We start from the raw sequence: 13,984 nt of genomic DNA on the forward strand, positions 1-13,984 counted from the left end.
TTTGACCTGATAAGATTATAGCTCTATGCAGAGCTATAATCTGTTGAATCGGTAGGTAATAAATTCACCGGAATATTCTATTACTTCTCACTAAAATTGACCGAAAAAATGGCATTGTCACGTTCAATCGCGTCAACAAGTTGTTTGAAATGAGCGCTTTTTTGATACATTTCTAATGCTTGTGCATTTTCCCACTCTTCAAACACAATGTAGCCATTTTCTTTTGCCATCAGGTCATACTGCAAACATCCTTTTTCCATCCGGCTGCGTTTGGCAATTTCGCTAACGATTTTCTTCGTTAAATACCCGTCCTTTTTTTCGGTAGTGATTTGGGCATATACAACAATACTCATACCATTCTCCTTATGTACTCAGAACTATCTTAATGGAGACTTTGTTTTTGTATTGTAAAAAAGCGAATAATTTGACTTTAAAAACGCCGACGGTGTCATGGTAAAGTAACGCTTAAAATCGCGATAAAAGTGGGATTGATCATAATAACCCGTTTCAAACCAACGATAAGTATCTTGTTCCTTTACCATGGTTTTCATCACTTGCTCTAAGCGACAATTGATCTGGTACCGTTTTGGCGTGATCCCAAATTCTTTTAAAAACTCTTTTTGAACTAAGCGTGCGCTGTAGCCAATATCATCGGCAATTTCGGTAATTTTTTTATTTGGATTGCGATAAAGGGAATCGATAACTTGGTCAATAAAATGGTTTTTTTTTGTTGCTTTAGTGACATAAAAACACGAATTCAACTCTTTAAAAGAAGAATTGGCCAATGCTTTAAACCAGTTATCACTCCAAACTTGGCTAAGCGGAGTAGGGATATCCGTATAATTTAACGTGCGTTGGGGAAGTAAAAAACGTAGGGCATCGTGGCGAATACGTAGAACCATCACGCTGGCATTATTCGGGATAGCCGTAAATATATTGACTCTGGGGATGATTAACTGAAATGGATTGACGGATGTATGTTCGTGAGTCGACATACTGATATTTTCAGTCGAAACCCATATTTCAGCACCTGTGCCTGGGAAGATCTTAATAGCATCAGTAAATTTCTTGATAATCAAAACTGAACTAACAAATTCTTTTAATTCATCAGGAGGATAATACTGTTTCAGCATAGCTCTTCAAAACGTCATAATTGAATATGCTAATAATAGCGTGTTATAGGGAAAAAATTAACTCTATAAACGATATATTAACCAAATAACGTATTTATTAAAAATCAGTTCCGTTATTAATAATAGTAACGGAACTGATTTTTATGATGCCAAAAAATAATGTTAACTAACGATTAGTCATGCTGATATTCAGTGTGCTTAATCGCATTATTGGATTTGCTGGCACAACGCTGCATGAAATAGCCTATAATCATTGGGATTACAGTAAATGCCATCACACCAGTTGTAGCGAGTAAAGGGTCAAATGTAAGAGCAGACACTAATAAACTGGCTAAGAAACATAACCCTAACTGTAACGCATTTTGTAGTGCAGCAGCCTTACCACTAGCAGATGGGAACGTATTGAGGGCTTTGGCGACTGCAATTGGGTATGATGCTCCGTTCATTGCTGCCATAAAGCAAAATGGAACCAAAATCATGGTTAATGTTGGCTGCGTATAAATCGCCATCACAAAGAGAATAATCATACTAACGGCATAACCCGCTAGCAAGATTGGGAACAACGTTTCAGCGCGAACTTTAGCTAATACGAAGCGGCAGCCGTATCCCCCGACAATAAATGCCAGTGTTTGAGGAATATAACTCAGGCCGATATCCGCAGGGTTAAATCCCATATTGCGTAGAATAAACGGCGAACCCGTTAGCCATGCAAAAAAGCCAGCGCTACATGCTGCGTACACAAGTACGTTACCACTGAAAACAGGGGAGCTTAGCAAGGTAGCAAAGGAAACTTTGGTTTGTGGCTGGTTTTCTTCTGCGATGACTTTCGGTGCCACTTTTTTTAGCATCAAAGTCGGTAGCAGGAGTAAAACGCCCACCATCATCAGCACGATGAAGATAAATTCCCAGTTTTTGTGTTCAAGCACCCAGGCACCTAAAAGTGGTGCTAATGCAGGAGAAAGCGCCACTAAAGGCATAATAGAGGCAAATACTTTTTGGGTATCAGCTTCGTTATAGCGGTCGATAACGAGGGCCTGCCATAAAACCGCAGCAGAACAAACGCCAACGGCCTGCAAGAATCGAAGGATTAATAACTGAGTGGCATCGGTGACCCAAATCATTGCTAGACAGCTAATAATGAACAGCGAAAGCCCAACAATGAGGATAGGTTTGCGTCCTAATTTATCTGAAAGGGGTCCCCATAATAGCTGGGCAAACGCGAAGCCCGCTAGAAAGATACTTAATGATGCGCTGATAGCGCCTTCAGTCGTATTTAAGGTTGTTTGCATTGAACCAAAGGCAGGCAGATACATATCGATGGCTAAAAACCCCAGCATGCTTAGGCCAGCAAGATAAATCAAAAATCCAGAGGAGTTTTTTGTCGCAGTATTTGTCATAGTTTTTGCTTAATCTATATTTAAAATAATGTTGATAGTTATCTTATTGTATAGGCTATTTTTTTACGTTGTGAAACGGTAATATTTGGACTCTGCTATCAAATAATTTGAAAGGAAAGAAAATGTGGTCAGCTCATGCACTTGAAGTCATAGACGCAGTTGCTCGAACGGGAAGCTTTAGTGGTGCTGCGGATGAGCTGCATCGAGTCCCTTCAGCGATCAGCTACACAGTAAAACAAGTCGAAGAATGGTTAGCAGTTCCGCTATTCGAACGTCGTCACCGTGATGTGGTATTGACGGAAGCCGGGGCTATCTTTATTAAAGAAAGTCGAAGTGTTATCAAAAAAATGATTGATACTCGACATCAATGCCAACAAGTCGCCAATGGATGGCGCGGACAGTTCAGTATTGCTGTTGATTGCATCGTAAAACCGCAGCGTACGGAACAGCTGATTTTGGATTTTTATCGTCATTTCCCTGATATTGAACTGTATATCCACCCTGAAGTGTTTAATGGAGTTTGGGATGCTTTAGCCGATGGACGTGTGGATGTTGCGATTGGAGCGACCCGTGCTTCACCAATTGGAGAGCGCTATAGCTTCCGTGATATGGGCTTTATGTCATGGCGTTGTGTTGCGAGCCCCGATCACCCATTAGCAAAAATTCAGGGCAAACTGACAGATGATCAAATGCGTGAATATCCAAGTTTGTGCTTAGAAGATACCTCAAGAAGCTTACCGAAAAGAGATACTTGGGCGCTGGATAACCAACGTCGCTTAGTTGTGCCTTACTGGGAAAGTGGTTTAGCGTGTTTGGAAAATGGCCTGTGTGTGGGAATGGTTCCTGAGCACCGTGCAGCGCCATTGTGTGCAGAAGGCAAGCTTGTTGAGCTGAAATTAGCACAGCCGTTTCCTGAAAGCCCTTGCTGCTTAACGTGGGTTGAGAATGATACATCTCCAGCGTTGAGATGGCTTCTTGACTATCTTGGTGATAGCGAAACGCTCAACGCGGAGTGGTTTGCGAGCTAATGTGCTGAGGTAGACTTAGCGGCGATAATCAATAAATGGACCGTCAGCCACGGAACGGCGCTCAACTAAACGCGGATGAACTTCAATCGTTTGCGCATCTTCGCGTTTATTCACAATACGATCGAGCAACATCGCAAACGCCATTTGACCTAAACGCTCTTTTGGCTGGTGAATTGTGGTTAATGCAGGCGTGAAATAGCGTGCATTACGCACGTTATCATAACCAATAATGGAAATATCTTGAGGGACACGTAATCCCATCTCGTCAGCCGCACAGATTGCCCCCATCGCCATGATGTCTCCACCACAGAAGACTGCCGTTGGGCGGTGCTTGTTACTGAGGATCTGCATCATCGCTTTATAGCCTGATTCTGGCTCGAAATCCCCTTGAACAATCCATTCATCTTTTAATGTGACTTTGGCTTCTTCCATGGCTTTTTTGAAGCCGGTTAAACGCCCAATACCTGTATTTCTTTCGAGAGAGCCAGGGATCACGCCAATTTCACGGTGACCACGGTCAATAAGGTAACGACCCGCTAAGTAACCACCGTGGAAAGAGTTATCAATAATACTGTCAGTGAAATCCCCGCGAGAGGTACCCCAGTCCATGACGACCATTGGGATATTTCGGTAATCTTCCAACATACCTATCAAGGTGTCAGGGTATTCTGAACACATCACAAGTAGCCCATCGACACGTTTTTGTGCCAACATTTGCAAGTACGCTTTTTGCTTACCTAAGTTATTGTGAGAGTTACATAAAATTAGAGTATAGCCTTTCTCATAGCAACTATTCTCGACAGACTCGATCACTTCTGCGAAATAGGGGGCTTCACTTGATGTTGCCAACAGACCAATTGATTTGGTGTGGTTGACTTTTAAACTACGCGCAACCGCACTCGGAGAATAATTGAGCTCTTTGATGGCGGCCCAAACGGCTGTTTTTGTATCATCAGCGACAAAACGCGTCTTGTTGATAACATGGGAGACGGTTGTGGTAGAGACGCCCGCACGTTTCGCCACATCTTTAATTGTTGCCATGAGAAGAAAAAACTCCTAACCAAAACTTGGTCTCTAAAATAATTCTAGTTAAATAATTACCTGCATATTGATGCATAGTACCTTTGCTGGCAATAATTTAGCGATTTGTTGTCGATTTTGTCTGATCTAGCGCAAAAACGAAAGAAATAATTGATGTTATAACATGTGATATAGACACTGGTTTTACGTTTTTGTGCATGTATACTGAAATAACCTTTTTATTTTATGGTTATTTGATAATTCAATTTCTTTATATGAGAGGGTCTCATGGATACAGATTTTAAATATGGATTGCTAGCTGCGTTTGGCTCTTTAGCTGTAATTATTTTGTTTGCTGTGCACATTTTCTGATTTCATTTCCATCCTATCTACTAAGGATGAGAAATAATTAAGGGCGAGTATTATACTCGCCCTTAGTCATTTTAGATCTGAACTAAAATTAAGCCAGATTTTCTTCAACAAATTTCCAGTTAACTAACGCCCAGAAGTTTTCTAAGTATTTTGGACGTGCGTTACGGTAGTCGATGTAGTATGCGTGTTCCCAGATATCAACAGTCAGAACTGGCTTATCGTCACCAGAAATTGGTGTTGCCGCGTTAGACGTGTTAACGATAGCCAGGCTGCCATCTGCTTTCTTCACTAACCAAGTCCAACCTGCACCGAAGTTTTTAACTGCGGCATCAGTGAATTGCTCTTTGAACTGAGCAAATGAACCGAATGCTTTGTTGATAGCTTCTGCAACTTTACCGGTTGGCTCGCCACCTGCATTTGGAGCCAAGCAGTGCCAGTAGAAAGTGTGGTTCCAAACTTGAGCCGCGTTATTGAATACGCCAGCTTCAGAAGTTTTAATGATTTCTTCTAAAGACAGACCTTCAAATTTAGTGCCTTTGATCAGGTTATTCAGGTTAACAACATAAGTGTTGTGGTGCTTACCGTAGTGGTATTCTAAGGTTTCAGCAGAGATATGAGGTTCTAAAGCATCTTTAGCATAAGGTAGAGCTGGTAATTCAAAAGACATTGCGTACTCCTTGATTGCTTTTATTCAGTGTTTAGGGTGTTTGCTCGTAAAATGAGCGAAATTAAATGTACTTCTATTAATTAATCTACTTCTAGTGTAGTGACGTCGAGCCGTGGTGAGCTATTGCGCCGCATTGTAAGTCATGATTTATCATAACAGAATACAGGTTACAGTAAGAAAAAACCTGTTCCATGATGCTATTTATGCCTTAATTGTTAGTAAGTTGCATAATAATTATTCCACTGCGTGTCGTTATTGTCATTGAAGAGCAGGGAAATACATCAAGTGTTATTAATTTGCTAATATATTAACAAATAACTCTCATGATTACACGGCAAAAACACCCAGAGTGAATTTTTTATAGTAAAAAGAAAACGTTGCTATTTGCTTTTCACCTTTTGAGTACAGCAAATAGGAGTGCTATAGTATTCACCTTATAAAACTGGCATATTGTATGAAACAATCACGGAACAATTTGCGATGTTTTGACTATGCCGGCGATTACACCGGTCAATGTGTTCTGTCTAATGAGTTGCCTTGCAAATGATTCAAAGTGGCTCAGTGACTGCAAAATCAGCACCCACGTTTTAGGATATAAAATGACAACTATCGAAAAAATTGAGCGCCAAGTTAAAGAAAATCCAATCTTATTATACATGAAAGGCTCTCCAAAACTGCCTAGCTGCGGTTTTTCTGCTCAAGCTGTTCAAGCTCTGTCTTCTTGCGGTGAGCGTTTTGCTTACGTTGATATTTTACAAAACCCAGATATTCGTGCAGAGCTACCAAAATATGCTAATTGGCCAACATTCCCACAGTTATGGGTTGATGGTGAGTTAGTTGGCGGTTGTGACATTATCGTTGAGATGTTCCAACGCGGCGAATTACAAGCTCTGATCAAAGAAACTGCAGACAAATACCGTCCAGCAGATGAAACCATCACTGAGTAATTAAATGGTTGAATAGGCTTTAATGCTTATATTGATGAAAACCGTATTAGCCTAAAACTAATACGGTTTTTTTGTTTTTAGGGGGCGAGGTTATTGAGGCTCACTAGGTAGTGGCCATCCACCTAATTTTTTCCATTTATTGACTAACTCGCAAAATAATAGCGCGGTACGGTTAGTATCGTATAGGGCACCGTGGGCTTGCTTGCCATCAAATGGAATACCTGCGGTGACACAAGCTTTTGCAAGAATGGTTTGTCCAAAAACTAATCCACTCAGTGCGGCGGTATCAAAGGTTGCGAAGGGATGAAATGGGTTACGTTTTAACCCAGAGCGTTCTGCCGCATTCATAACAAAGCTGTGATCAAAATTTGCGTTATGAGCCACCATGATCGCGCGATTGCAATCGGTATTCTTCATACCTTTTCGAATTGTTTTAAAAATGGCATGTAATGCTTCATATTCACTCACTGCACCACGTAGGGGGTTCGTGGGGTCAATGCCTGTGAACTCCAGTGCAGAGGGCTCCAAATTCGCACCTTCAAATGGTTCTACATGAAAATGCAGCGTTTCATCAATGGCTAGCCAGCCATCTTTGTCCATTTTGAGTGTAATGGCCGCTATCTCTAATAGACCATCAGTTTTAGGGTTGAACCCACCAGTTTCAACATCTATAACGACAGGGTAGTAACCCCGGAAGCGGTTAACCAGTGAGTTAGGGTTATTTTTTTCAGACATTAGGCTTTCAATTTACAGTTTCTGGTTGGCTTTCATTATGCCAAAGGGAATGCATTTTTGCAGGTAGATACTGAAGATATTTTAGGTGATGGTTATCACCACCTAAAATATAAAATGTATGTGAGGGATTAATTTCCTAATCCTTTGCTCGCACTTTTATTTTCGATGAGCTCAATTTTATAGCCATCTGGATCTTCAACAAATGCGATAACGGTTGTACCACCTTTGACTGGACCAGCTTCACGAGTGATATTTCCACCTGCTTGACGAATGTCTTCACAGGTTTTAGCAACATTATCAACACCTAATGCAATATGACCATAAGCATTACCTAAGTCATATTCTGTTACGCCCCAGTTATAAGTTAACTCGATAACAGCACCTTCACTTTCATCGCTGTAACCGACAAACGCTAAAGAATATTTGTATTCTGTATTTTCGCTCGTGCGCAGTAAGCGCATACCTAATACTTTGGTATAAAAATCAACGGAGCGTTGCATGTCGGTAACACGGAGCATGGTATGTAGTAAGCGCATAATAGTAGTTTCCCTATAAATTCTTCAGGCAATAATGCTTAAAGTCGAATCGATTTATCTATTAATATAACGTGGCAATATGACTAAATACAGCGATTGAGGTTTATTTTTTAGTCATATCATGGCTATACTCAATTCGAGGGAGTATATCATAATTTTATGTTTATATTACGGGTGGTTAACGATGGCAGAACAACTTGAGTTTTTTGATATTCCAAGCCCTTGCCGTGGGATATGCCAGACCAACGAGCAGGGATATTGCCGTGGTTGTTATCGAACCCGAGATGAACGTTTTGGTTGGTTGCAGCTAACTAACGCAGAAAAACGTCATGTCATCCGTTTATGTCGCCAGCGATTTTTAAGATTAAATAATAAGAAAGTGGCTCAAGAAGAGATGAATGATCCTCAACAACCTCTATTTTGATTGATAATCAAACTATTAAAAATAAGATAATTCAATCAAAAATTAATTCATTTAGATTAATTCCAATAGTTACATTTCAATAAAATTTTATTTATTCAAAATGATGATGAAGTTCATTTAAATCAACTGTAAATGACATAATTTTAAGAATAACTATATTACTTTGTTTTTTAAGGGTTTATTTGATATTGCATTTTTTATTGTTAGTTGTAATTACTATAAGGGTTAAAATAGATAGATTCGAAAGAAGAGTAAGGCTATTCTTATTAATAAGATAATTGATAGGTTGTCTTATTAAGTGATTATATTGTTTTTATATGAAAAATCATGGAGGAAAGTAAGATGTATATCACTCAATGATTTATTGATGCTCACTATATATAGGTATTTATGAGGTATTGGCTCAATAAAAGGTTGTAAAGATAAAAGGGAGTTAATATATAATTCAAAAAATAATATGTATTTGGTATATTTTTTAGACATTATAATTATATAAAGGAGGGTAAATTGGAATCTCAAATTGGAACTGAATTATCTCGTGTAGTCCGTATGTGGCGAGCATTGATTGACTATCGCCTCAAACCACTTAAACTCACGCAAACACATTGGGTAACACTGCATAATATTAGCCAGTTACCGCCCGAGCAGTCGCAGATTCAATTGGCAAAGGCAATTGGTATTGAGCAACCTTCCTTGGTCAGAACATTAGATCAATTAGAAGAAAAAAGGCTCATTTCTCGTCATACATGTGCGAATGACCGACGTGCTAAGAGAATCAAACTCACAGAGGAATCGGAGCCTTTCATCAAAACGGTTGATCAAGTGATTAATAATACTCGGACAGAAATTTTAAGTAATATTAGTCATGATGAACTAAGTCAGTTATCTTTATTACTGCTAAGATTGGAGAAAAATATTCTACGCTTACAGAATGATTCATAGACTAATAATTGTATTTTATAATTGATTTTTCATTCTATGAATGTAATTCGCATAAATATATATTAATCTAATAATTATAGCCACCATTCACATAATATGTACTTCTATCTAGTTACATGGTTTTATTATGTGAGGCGGCTTTGTATTTCACTACTATGAGTTAATTTTTAGATATATGGGATATTAAGGTGTAGAAATATGAATAAAAAATGTGGCTCAAGAAAGATAGAGAATTCAAATTGTATAAATTAGATTTTACTTGAATGATATCAATCACAAAAATTTAATAAATTCCCGCAATGGAACTCATAGACAAAAAGATAGTAAAGAGCTCAGATTCGATAAAAAGCATTATTAATAAGCTAAAAAGTAAAACGCTAATTATGATTTAAATAAAAAATGCGTTCATCGATTAATTAGTCGGTGAACGCATTTTATCTTGAGCTTATGTCAAATTATCGAGGTGACACAGTCACTGTATTTCCACTGTTTGCGATCATAACACGCTGACCTACACGGAAAGCGGCAGGATCTTGTTTCTGAACCACAACAATGTTTTTACCACTGTCTAAACGGATTTCAAGCTGCACACCTTGGCTTTTATTTAGGGCACCTTGTGCTTGTTGACCCGCTAAACCACCCGCGATTGCACCAGCTGCTGTTGCTAGCGTTTTACCAGTACCGCCACCGACGGTATTGCCTAATAGACCACCGATAACTGCACCACCAATTGCTCCAATTACGTTACCATCTTCACCCGCTTGAATGGTAACTGGGCGTGCATTGAGTACGGTACCATAAGTCACAGTTTGGACTTGTTTAGCATCTTGAGCTGAAATAGTATCACCAGAAAGCGTACTTGTATTGACACAGCCAGATAACGCAACAACCGCAGCAACACCTACAAAAACTTTCTTAAGCATAATAACTCCTATGAGACTTGCTGTTCGTGGCAGTAACGTAGCATCGAAGATTTGTTCTTACCATAAGCACAACAACATCAAAAATTTGTTTTAGATAACAGAGCCTAGACTACTAATTTTGAATTAAATAATTCATCAACACTAGGTAAAATATCTCAAATTCCACCCAAAATCCCAATTCAAGGCACCCTTTGCTAAAGAATCATCTATTTTTTGACTATTTTAGAACATCAATTTATGGCAAAGGCTAAATAGGGGATTTTCACCTGTAATAAAAACTACTCACCTTAAGGTGTAGCAGATAATTACAGAATGAACCATTATAAATCAAATTTAAAAAAATGAGAGATAGCAAAGTGACTCATTGTTGCTATTTTGCTCACTATTTTCATCTCTTCTATCAATTATTTATTATTCCTGCGAAGCGCTACGAGAAATTGAATCGATCAGTTGACAAATTTTTCTCTAAAAGCACAATCTTTCCTAGTTTATCTCATTGAGTGAATAGACACGTTAAAGGGAATAATGATGATTAAATCGGGTCGCTATATCGGTGTTATGTCAGGAACCAGCCTAGATGGTGTTGATGTCGTATTAGCTGCAATTAATGATAAGTTTGTTGCAGAGCAAGCTAGCTTGAGCGCCGCATTTCCGATTGAGCTGAAAAAGCGCATTCTCAATATTTGCCAAGGGCAAGAAACAACACTTTCTGAATTGGGAAAAATAGACAGAGAACTTGGCACAATATATGCCGATGCCATTAATCAGCTGCTTCATCAAACGGGTCTATCTCCCGAAGATATTATTGCGATTGGTTGTCACGGGCAAACGGTTTGGCATGAACCTGATAGTGAAACACCATTTACTATGCAGATTGGTGATAACAATCGCATAGCGGCATTAACGGGAATAACGACTGTGGGGGATTTTCGCCGCAGAGACATGGCTTATGGTGGACAAGGTGCTCCGCTAGTTCCTGCATTTCATTTAGCCGTATTAGGGCATCCGACTGAAAAACGTATAGTGATTAACATTGGCGGGATTGCTAATGTTACTGCATTGCTGCCAAATGCATATGTAAAAGGCTATGACACAGGGCCTGGTAATATGTTAATGGACACTTGGGTCTGGCGTAACAAGCAACAAGCGTATGATAAAGATGGTGAATGGGCAAAAACGGGAACGGTGAATCAGGCATTATTAAATGCGATGCTTAATGATAGCTATTTTAAACGTTCAGCTCCTAAAAGTACTGGGCGTGAATATTTTAATATGCAATGGCTAGAGCAGCATTTGGCGCATTTTAAATTGCTATCTCCTGAAGACGTTCAAGCAACATTGTGTGAATTGACTGCCGTATCTATAGTGGATCAAGTTAAGTTATGTGGTGGCTGCGAGCGATTAATTGTTTGTGGCGGCGGCGCTCAAAATAAATTCTTAATGTTGCGATTAGCAACATTACTGCCGGGGATTGAAGTCGCGCCAAGTGATAAATATGGGCTGAGTGGTGATGATATGGAAGCACTGGCATTTGCTTGGCTTGCCGCTCGCACAGTTTCAGGCTTATCAGGTAGCCTTGCATCAGTAACGGGCGCAAGCAGAGACAGTATATTAGGTGCGATATACCCCGCGAATGTTGATATAAAATAACCGCTTGAAAGGACAGTAAAATGAACGAACTTGAAGAGATCGATCTTGCTGCGGTACGACGTGAATATACAAAAGGTGGATTGAGACGCAAAGATTTAACGCCAGATCCTATTCCATTGTTTGAGCGCTGGTTAAAGCAAGCCTGTGAAGCGCGATTAACTGACCCGACAGCAATGTGTGTGGCAACAGTTGATGAAACAGGGCAGCCTTATCAACGGATCGTATTATTAAAGCACTTCGATGAAAACGGATTAGTCTTTTATACCAATTTGGGAAGCCGTAAAGCACAGCATTTAGAGCATAACAATAAAATCAGTTTGCATTTTCCATGGTATCAATTGGAACGCCAAGTTCATTTTACAGGTGTTGCTGAGCGTTTAAGCCCGATTGAAGTACTGAAATATTTCCATAGCCGCCCAAAAGATAGCCAAATCGCCGCTTGGGCATCAGCTCAATCTTCACGGATTTCGGCGCGTGGAATCTTAGAAGGGAAATTTTTAGAGCTTAAGCAGAAATTTCAAAATGGTGAGGTTCCATTACCGAGTTTTTGGGGGGGCTATCGCGTTGTTTTTAACAGTGTCGAATTTTGGCAAGGTGGCGCTCACCGCCTGCATGACCGCTTTCTATACCAAAGAGAAGCGGATGGCTGGGTAATTGACCGATTAGCCCCGTAATAAATGGTTTTTTAGCTGGCGCTTAATTGATATGCGCTTTATGCTATAGCCTCGTTTAAGAAAATTGACAAATCATACTGGCGAGCCTTTGAGCTAAGCCTTATTTTGTCAATTTTCTACATTAAAATAGATAGACAAAATTCAACCGATGGAGTCATTGATGTCTAGCAATAACCTGATTAAACAATTGCAAGAGCGGGGCCTCGTTGCCCAGGTAACGGATGAGGATGCGTTAGCAGAGAGACTGGCGCAGGGCCCTATCTCTCTCTATTGTGGCTTCGACCCTACCGCCGATAGCTTGCACTTGGGACATCTGGTTCCTTTGCTGTGTTTAAAACGATTCCAACTAGCCGGGCACAAGCCTGTGGCGTTGGTCGGTGGCGCAACGGGCCTTATTGGCGACCCGAGCTTTAAAGCTACTGAACGTAAATTAAACACCACAGAAACCGTTCAAGAGTGGGTAGAAAAAATCCGTAACCAAGTCTCACCATTCCTTAGTTTTGATTGTGGTGATAACAGTGCACGCCTAGCTAACAACTATGATTGGTTTGGCAAAATGGATGTGCTGACATTCTTACGTGATATTGGTAAACATTTCTCCGTTAACCAAATGATCAACCGTGAGTCTGTTAAACAGCGTTTAAACCGCGATGATGTAGGTATCTCTTTCACTGAATTCGCCTATAACCTATTACAAGGTTACGATTTTGCGAACATGAATAAAGAAATGGGTGTTGAGTTACAAATTGGTGGCTCAGACCAATGGGGTAACATTACATCAGGTATTGATTTAACTCGTCGTCTGCATCAAAACCAAGTGTTTGGTTTAACTGTTCCACTGATCACCAAAACAGACGGTACCAAGTTTGGTAAAACCGAAGGTGGTGCAGTATGGTTAGATCCGAAGAAAACCAGCCAATATAAATTCTACCAATTCTGGATTAACACAGCAGATGCTGACGTTTATCGTTTCCTGAAATTCTTTACTTTCATGGAATTAAGTGAAATTGACGCATTGGAAGAAGAAGATAAAAATAGCGGTAAAGCGCCTCGTGCACAGTATGTATTAGCAGAAGAAGTAACTAAATTAGTTCACGGTGAAGCGGGTCTCGCGGCTGCAAAACGCATTACTGAAAGTTTGTTCTCTGGCGCAGTATCTGATTTAACTGAAGCTGACTTTGAACAGTTAGCTCAAGACGGTATGCCGTGCATCACCCTAGAAGATGGTGCAGATCTCCAGCAAGCATTAGTTGATTCAGAACTGGTACCTTCTCGTGGTCAAGCAAGAACGGCAATCAGCTCAAATGCAGTATCTGTGAATGGTCAGAAACAAACTGAACCAATGTATGTATTCACTGATGCTGACCGTTTATTTGGTCGTTATACACTTATCCGCCGCGGTAAGAAAAATGACTGCTTAGTTAACTGGAAATAGCTCTGACGAACCTTTGTAATATATAGCCCGGAAATCTCCGGGCTATTCATATTGGCAAATGGCTACTCACTGATTTCTCTTCATTCGACATAACAATTCTC

Annotated in this window: 16 protein-coding genes; 8 read left to right on the forward strand and 8 right to left on the reverse strand. The window is 39.9% G+C overall.

Features of this window, described 5'->3' with window-relative positions:
* Positions 1-80 precede the first annotated feature (80 nt).
* The 3 genes from M5X66_RS07070 to punC all read right to left on the reverse strand — a co-directional run bounded on the left by M5X66_RS07070 (position 81) and on the right by punC (position 2,530).
* Positions 81-353 carry a putative quinol monooxygenase gene (locus M5X66_RS07070; protein ID WP_036953541.1) on the reverse strand — a complete coding sequence of 91 codons (273 nt, stop codon included), beginning with the start codon at positions 351-353 and terminating at the stop codon, positions 81-83.
* A gap of 24 nt (positions 354-377) precedes the next feature.
* Positions 378-1,133 carry a helix-turn-helix transcriptional regulator gene (locus tag M5X66_RS07075; protein WP_036953538.1) on the reverse strand — a complete coding sequence of 252 codons (756 nt, stop codon included), beginning with the start codon at positions 1,131-1,133 and terminating at the stop codon, positions 378-380.
* 173 nt (positions 1,134-1,306) lie between these two features.
* Positions 1,307-2,530: a purine nucleoside transporter PunC gene (gene punC, locus M5X66_RS07080; RefSeq protein WP_036953535.1), complete on the reverse strand. Its 1,224-nt coding sequence runs from the start codon at positions 2,528-2,530 to the stop codon at positions 1,307-1,309.
* Positions 2,531-2,652: 122 nt separating this feature from the next.
* On the opposite strand from punC, the gene punR reads away from it, so the two are divergent.
* Entirely contained in the window at positions 2,653-3,558 is a 906-nt protein-coding gene (gene punR, locus M5X66_RS07085; protein WP_036953532.1) for a DNA-binding transcriptional activator PunR, read from the forward strand.
* Between the two features lie 15 nt (positions 3,559-3,573).
* Here punR and purR read toward each other — a convergent pair whose 3' ends face one another.
* Complete coding sequence (purR, locus tag M5X66_RS07090) at positions 3,574-4,599, reverse strand: HTH-type transcriptional repressor PurR (RefSeq protein ID WP_006660078.1); 1,026 nt, start codon at positions 4,597-4,599, stop codon at positions 3,574-3,576.
* A gap of 267 nt (positions 4,600-4,866) precedes the next feature.
* Between purR and cydH the strand changes: the two genes are divergently transcribed.
* Positions 4,867-4,950, forward strand: a complete 84-nt coding sequence (cydH, locus tag M5X66_RS18860; RefSeq protein WP_108479009.1) for a cytochrome bd-I oxidase subunit CydH — start codon at positions 4,867-4,869, stop codon at positions 4,948-4,950.
* Positions 4,951-5,038: 88 nt separating this feature from the next.
* On the opposite strand, the gene sodB is transcribed toward cydH, so the two are convergent.
* Positions 5,039-5,617: a superoxide dismutase [Fe] gene (gene sodB / locus M5X66_RS07095; protein WP_036953529.1), complete on the reverse strand. Its 579-nt coding sequence runs from the start codon at positions 5,615-5,617 to the stop codon at positions 5,039-5,041.
* A 599-nt stretch (positions 5,618-6,216) separates the two neighbouring features.
* On the opposite strand from sodB, the gene M5X66_RS07100 reads away from it, so the two are divergent.
* A complete protein-coding gene (locus tag M5X66_RS07100) occupies positions 6,217-6,564 on the forward strand; it encodes a Grx4 family monothiol glutaredoxin (RefSeq protein ID WP_036953526.1) in 348 nt (115 codons plus the stop codon).
* A gap of 90 nt (positions 6,565-6,654) precedes the next feature.
* On the opposite strand, the gene rnt is transcribed toward M5X66_RS07100, so the two are convergent.
* Positions 6,655-7,299 (reverse strand): ribonuclease T, encoded by a 645-nt coding sequence (gene rnt, locus M5X66_RS07105; RefSeq protein WP_036953524.1) that lies wholly within the window; start codon positions 7,297-7,299, stop codon positions 6,655-6,657.
* A 128-nt stretch (positions 7,300-7,427) separates the two neighbouring features.
* The gene (gloA, locus tag M5X66_RS07110; RefSeq protein WP_036953521.1) at positions 7,428-7,835 is read right to left on the reverse strand and encodes a lactoylglutathione lyase; all 408 of its coding nucleotides are present in this window, start codon (positions 7,833-7,835) and stop codon (positions 7,428-7,430) included.
* Positions 7,836-8,019: 184 nt separating this feature from the next.
* On the opposite strand from gloA, the gene M5X66_RS07115 reads away from it, so the two are divergent.
* Both M5X66_RS07115 and slyA read left to right on the forward strand, forming a co-directional pair.
* Positions 8,020-8,259, forward strand: coding sequence for a DUF1289 domain-containing protein (locus tag M5X66_RS07115; protein ID WP_036953518.1), 240 nt, complete (start codon positions 8,020-8,022; stop codon positions 8,257-8,259).
* A gap of 507 nt (positions 8,260-8,766) precedes the next feature.
* Positions 8,767-9,201, forward strand: coding sequence for a transcriptional regulator SlyA (gene slyA, locus M5X66_RS07120; protein ID WP_036953515.1), 435 nt, complete (start codon positions 8,767-8,769; stop codon positions 9,199-9,201).
* 455 nt (positions 9,202-9,656) lie between these two features.
* Here the strand turns inward: slyA and M5X66_RS07125 are convergent, their stop codons facing one another.
* Positions 9,657-10,124: a glycine zipper 2TM domain-containing protein gene (locus M5X66_RS07125; protein ID WP_036953512.1), complete on the reverse strand. Its 468-nt coding sequence runs from the start codon at positions 10,122-10,124 to the stop codon at positions 9,657-9,659.
* 525 nt (positions 10,125-10,649) lie between these two features.
* Between M5X66_RS07125 and anmK the strand changes: the two genes are divergently transcribed.
* The 3 genes from anmK to tyrS all read left to right on the forward strand — a co-directional run bounded on the left by anmK (position 10,650) and on the right by tyrS (position 13,883).
* Positions 10,650-11,774, forward strand: a complete 1,125-nt coding sequence (gene anmK, locus M5X66_RS07130; protein ID WP_270103966.1) for an anhydro-N-acetylmuramic acid kinase — start codon at positions 10,650-10,652, stop codon at positions 11,772-11,774.
* A 20-nt stretch (positions 11,775-11,794) separates the two neighbouring features.
* A complete protein-coding gene (gene pdxH, locus M5X66_RS07135; RefSeq protein WP_036953508.1) occupies positions 11,795-12,448 on the forward strand; it encodes a pyridoxamine 5'-phosphate oxidase in 654 nt (217 codons plus the stop codon).
* Positions 12,449-12,608: 160 nt separating this feature from the next.
* On the forward strand, positions 12,609-13,883 hold the full coding sequence (gene tyrS, locus M5X66_RS07140) for a tyrosine--tRNA ligase (RefSeq protein WP_036953505.1): 1,275 nt from the start codon (positions 12,609-12,611) through the stop codon (positions 13,881-13,883).
* The last annotated feature ends 101 nt before the right edge of the window (positions 13,884-13,984 follow it).

Origin of the sequence: Providencia sp. PROV188, assembly GCF_027595165.1 — a bacterium.
GTDB classification, from domain to species: domain Bacteria; phylum Pseudomonadota; class Gammaproteobacteria; order Enterobacterales; family Enterobacteriaceae; genus Providencia; species Providencia lanzhouensis.

Coding starts and splice junctions, on each gene's coding strand:
- M5X66_RS07070 (WP_036953541.1), bottom strand. CDS start 353: ATGAGTATTGTTGTATATGCCCAAATCACTACCGAAAAAAAGGACGGG.
- M5X66_RS07075 (WP_036953538.1), bottom strand. CDS start 1,133: ATGCTGAAACAGTATTATCCTCCTGATGAATTAAAAGAATTTGTTAGT.
- punC (WP_036953535.1), bottom strand. CDS start 2,530: ATGACAAATACTGCGACAAAAAACTCCTCTGGATTTTTGATTTATCTT.
- punR (WP_036953532.1), top strand. CDS start 2,653: ATGTGGTCAGCTCATGCACTTGAAGTCATAGACGCAGTTGCTCGAACG.
- purR (WP_006660078.1), bottom strand. CDS start 4,599: ATGGCAACAATTAAAGATGTGGCGAAACGTGCGGGCGTCTCTACCACA.
- cydH (WP_108479009.1), top strand. CDS start 4,867: ATGGATACAGATTTTAAATATGGATTGCTAGCTGCGTTTGGCTCTTTA.
- sodB (WP_036953529.1), bottom strand. CDS start 5,617: ATGTCTTTTGAATTACCAGCTCTACCTTATGCTAAAGATGCTTTAGAA.
- M5X66_RS07100 (WP_036953526.1), top strand. CDS start 6,217: ATGACAACTATCGAAAAAATTGAGCGCCAAGTTAAAGAAAATCCAATC.
- rnt (WP_036953524.1), bottom strand. CDS start 7,299: ATGTCTGAAAAAAATAACCCTAACTCACTGGTTAACCGCTTCCGGGGT.
- gloA (WP_036953521.1), bottom strand. CDS start 7,835: ATGCGCTTACTACATACCATGCTCCGTGTTACCGACATGCAACGCTCC.
- M5X66_RS07115 (WP_036953518.1), top strand. CDS start 8,020: ATGGCAGAACAACTTGAGTTTTTTGATATTCCAAGCCCTTGCCGTGGG.
- M5X66_RS07125 (WP_036953512.1), bottom strand. CDS start 10,124: ATGCTTAAGAAAGTTTTTGTAGGTGTTGCTGCGGTTGTTGCGTTATCT.
- anmK (WP_270103966.1), top strand. CDS start 10,650: ATGATGATTAAATCGGGTCGCTATATCGGTGTTATGTCAGGAACCAGC.
- pdxH (WP_036953508.1), top strand. CDS start 11,795: ATGAACGAACTTGAAGAGATCGATCTTGCTGCGGTACGACGTGAATAT.
- tyrS (WP_036953505.1), top strand. CDS start 12,609: ATGTCTAGCAATAACCTGATTAAACAATTGCAAGAGCGGGGCCTCGTT.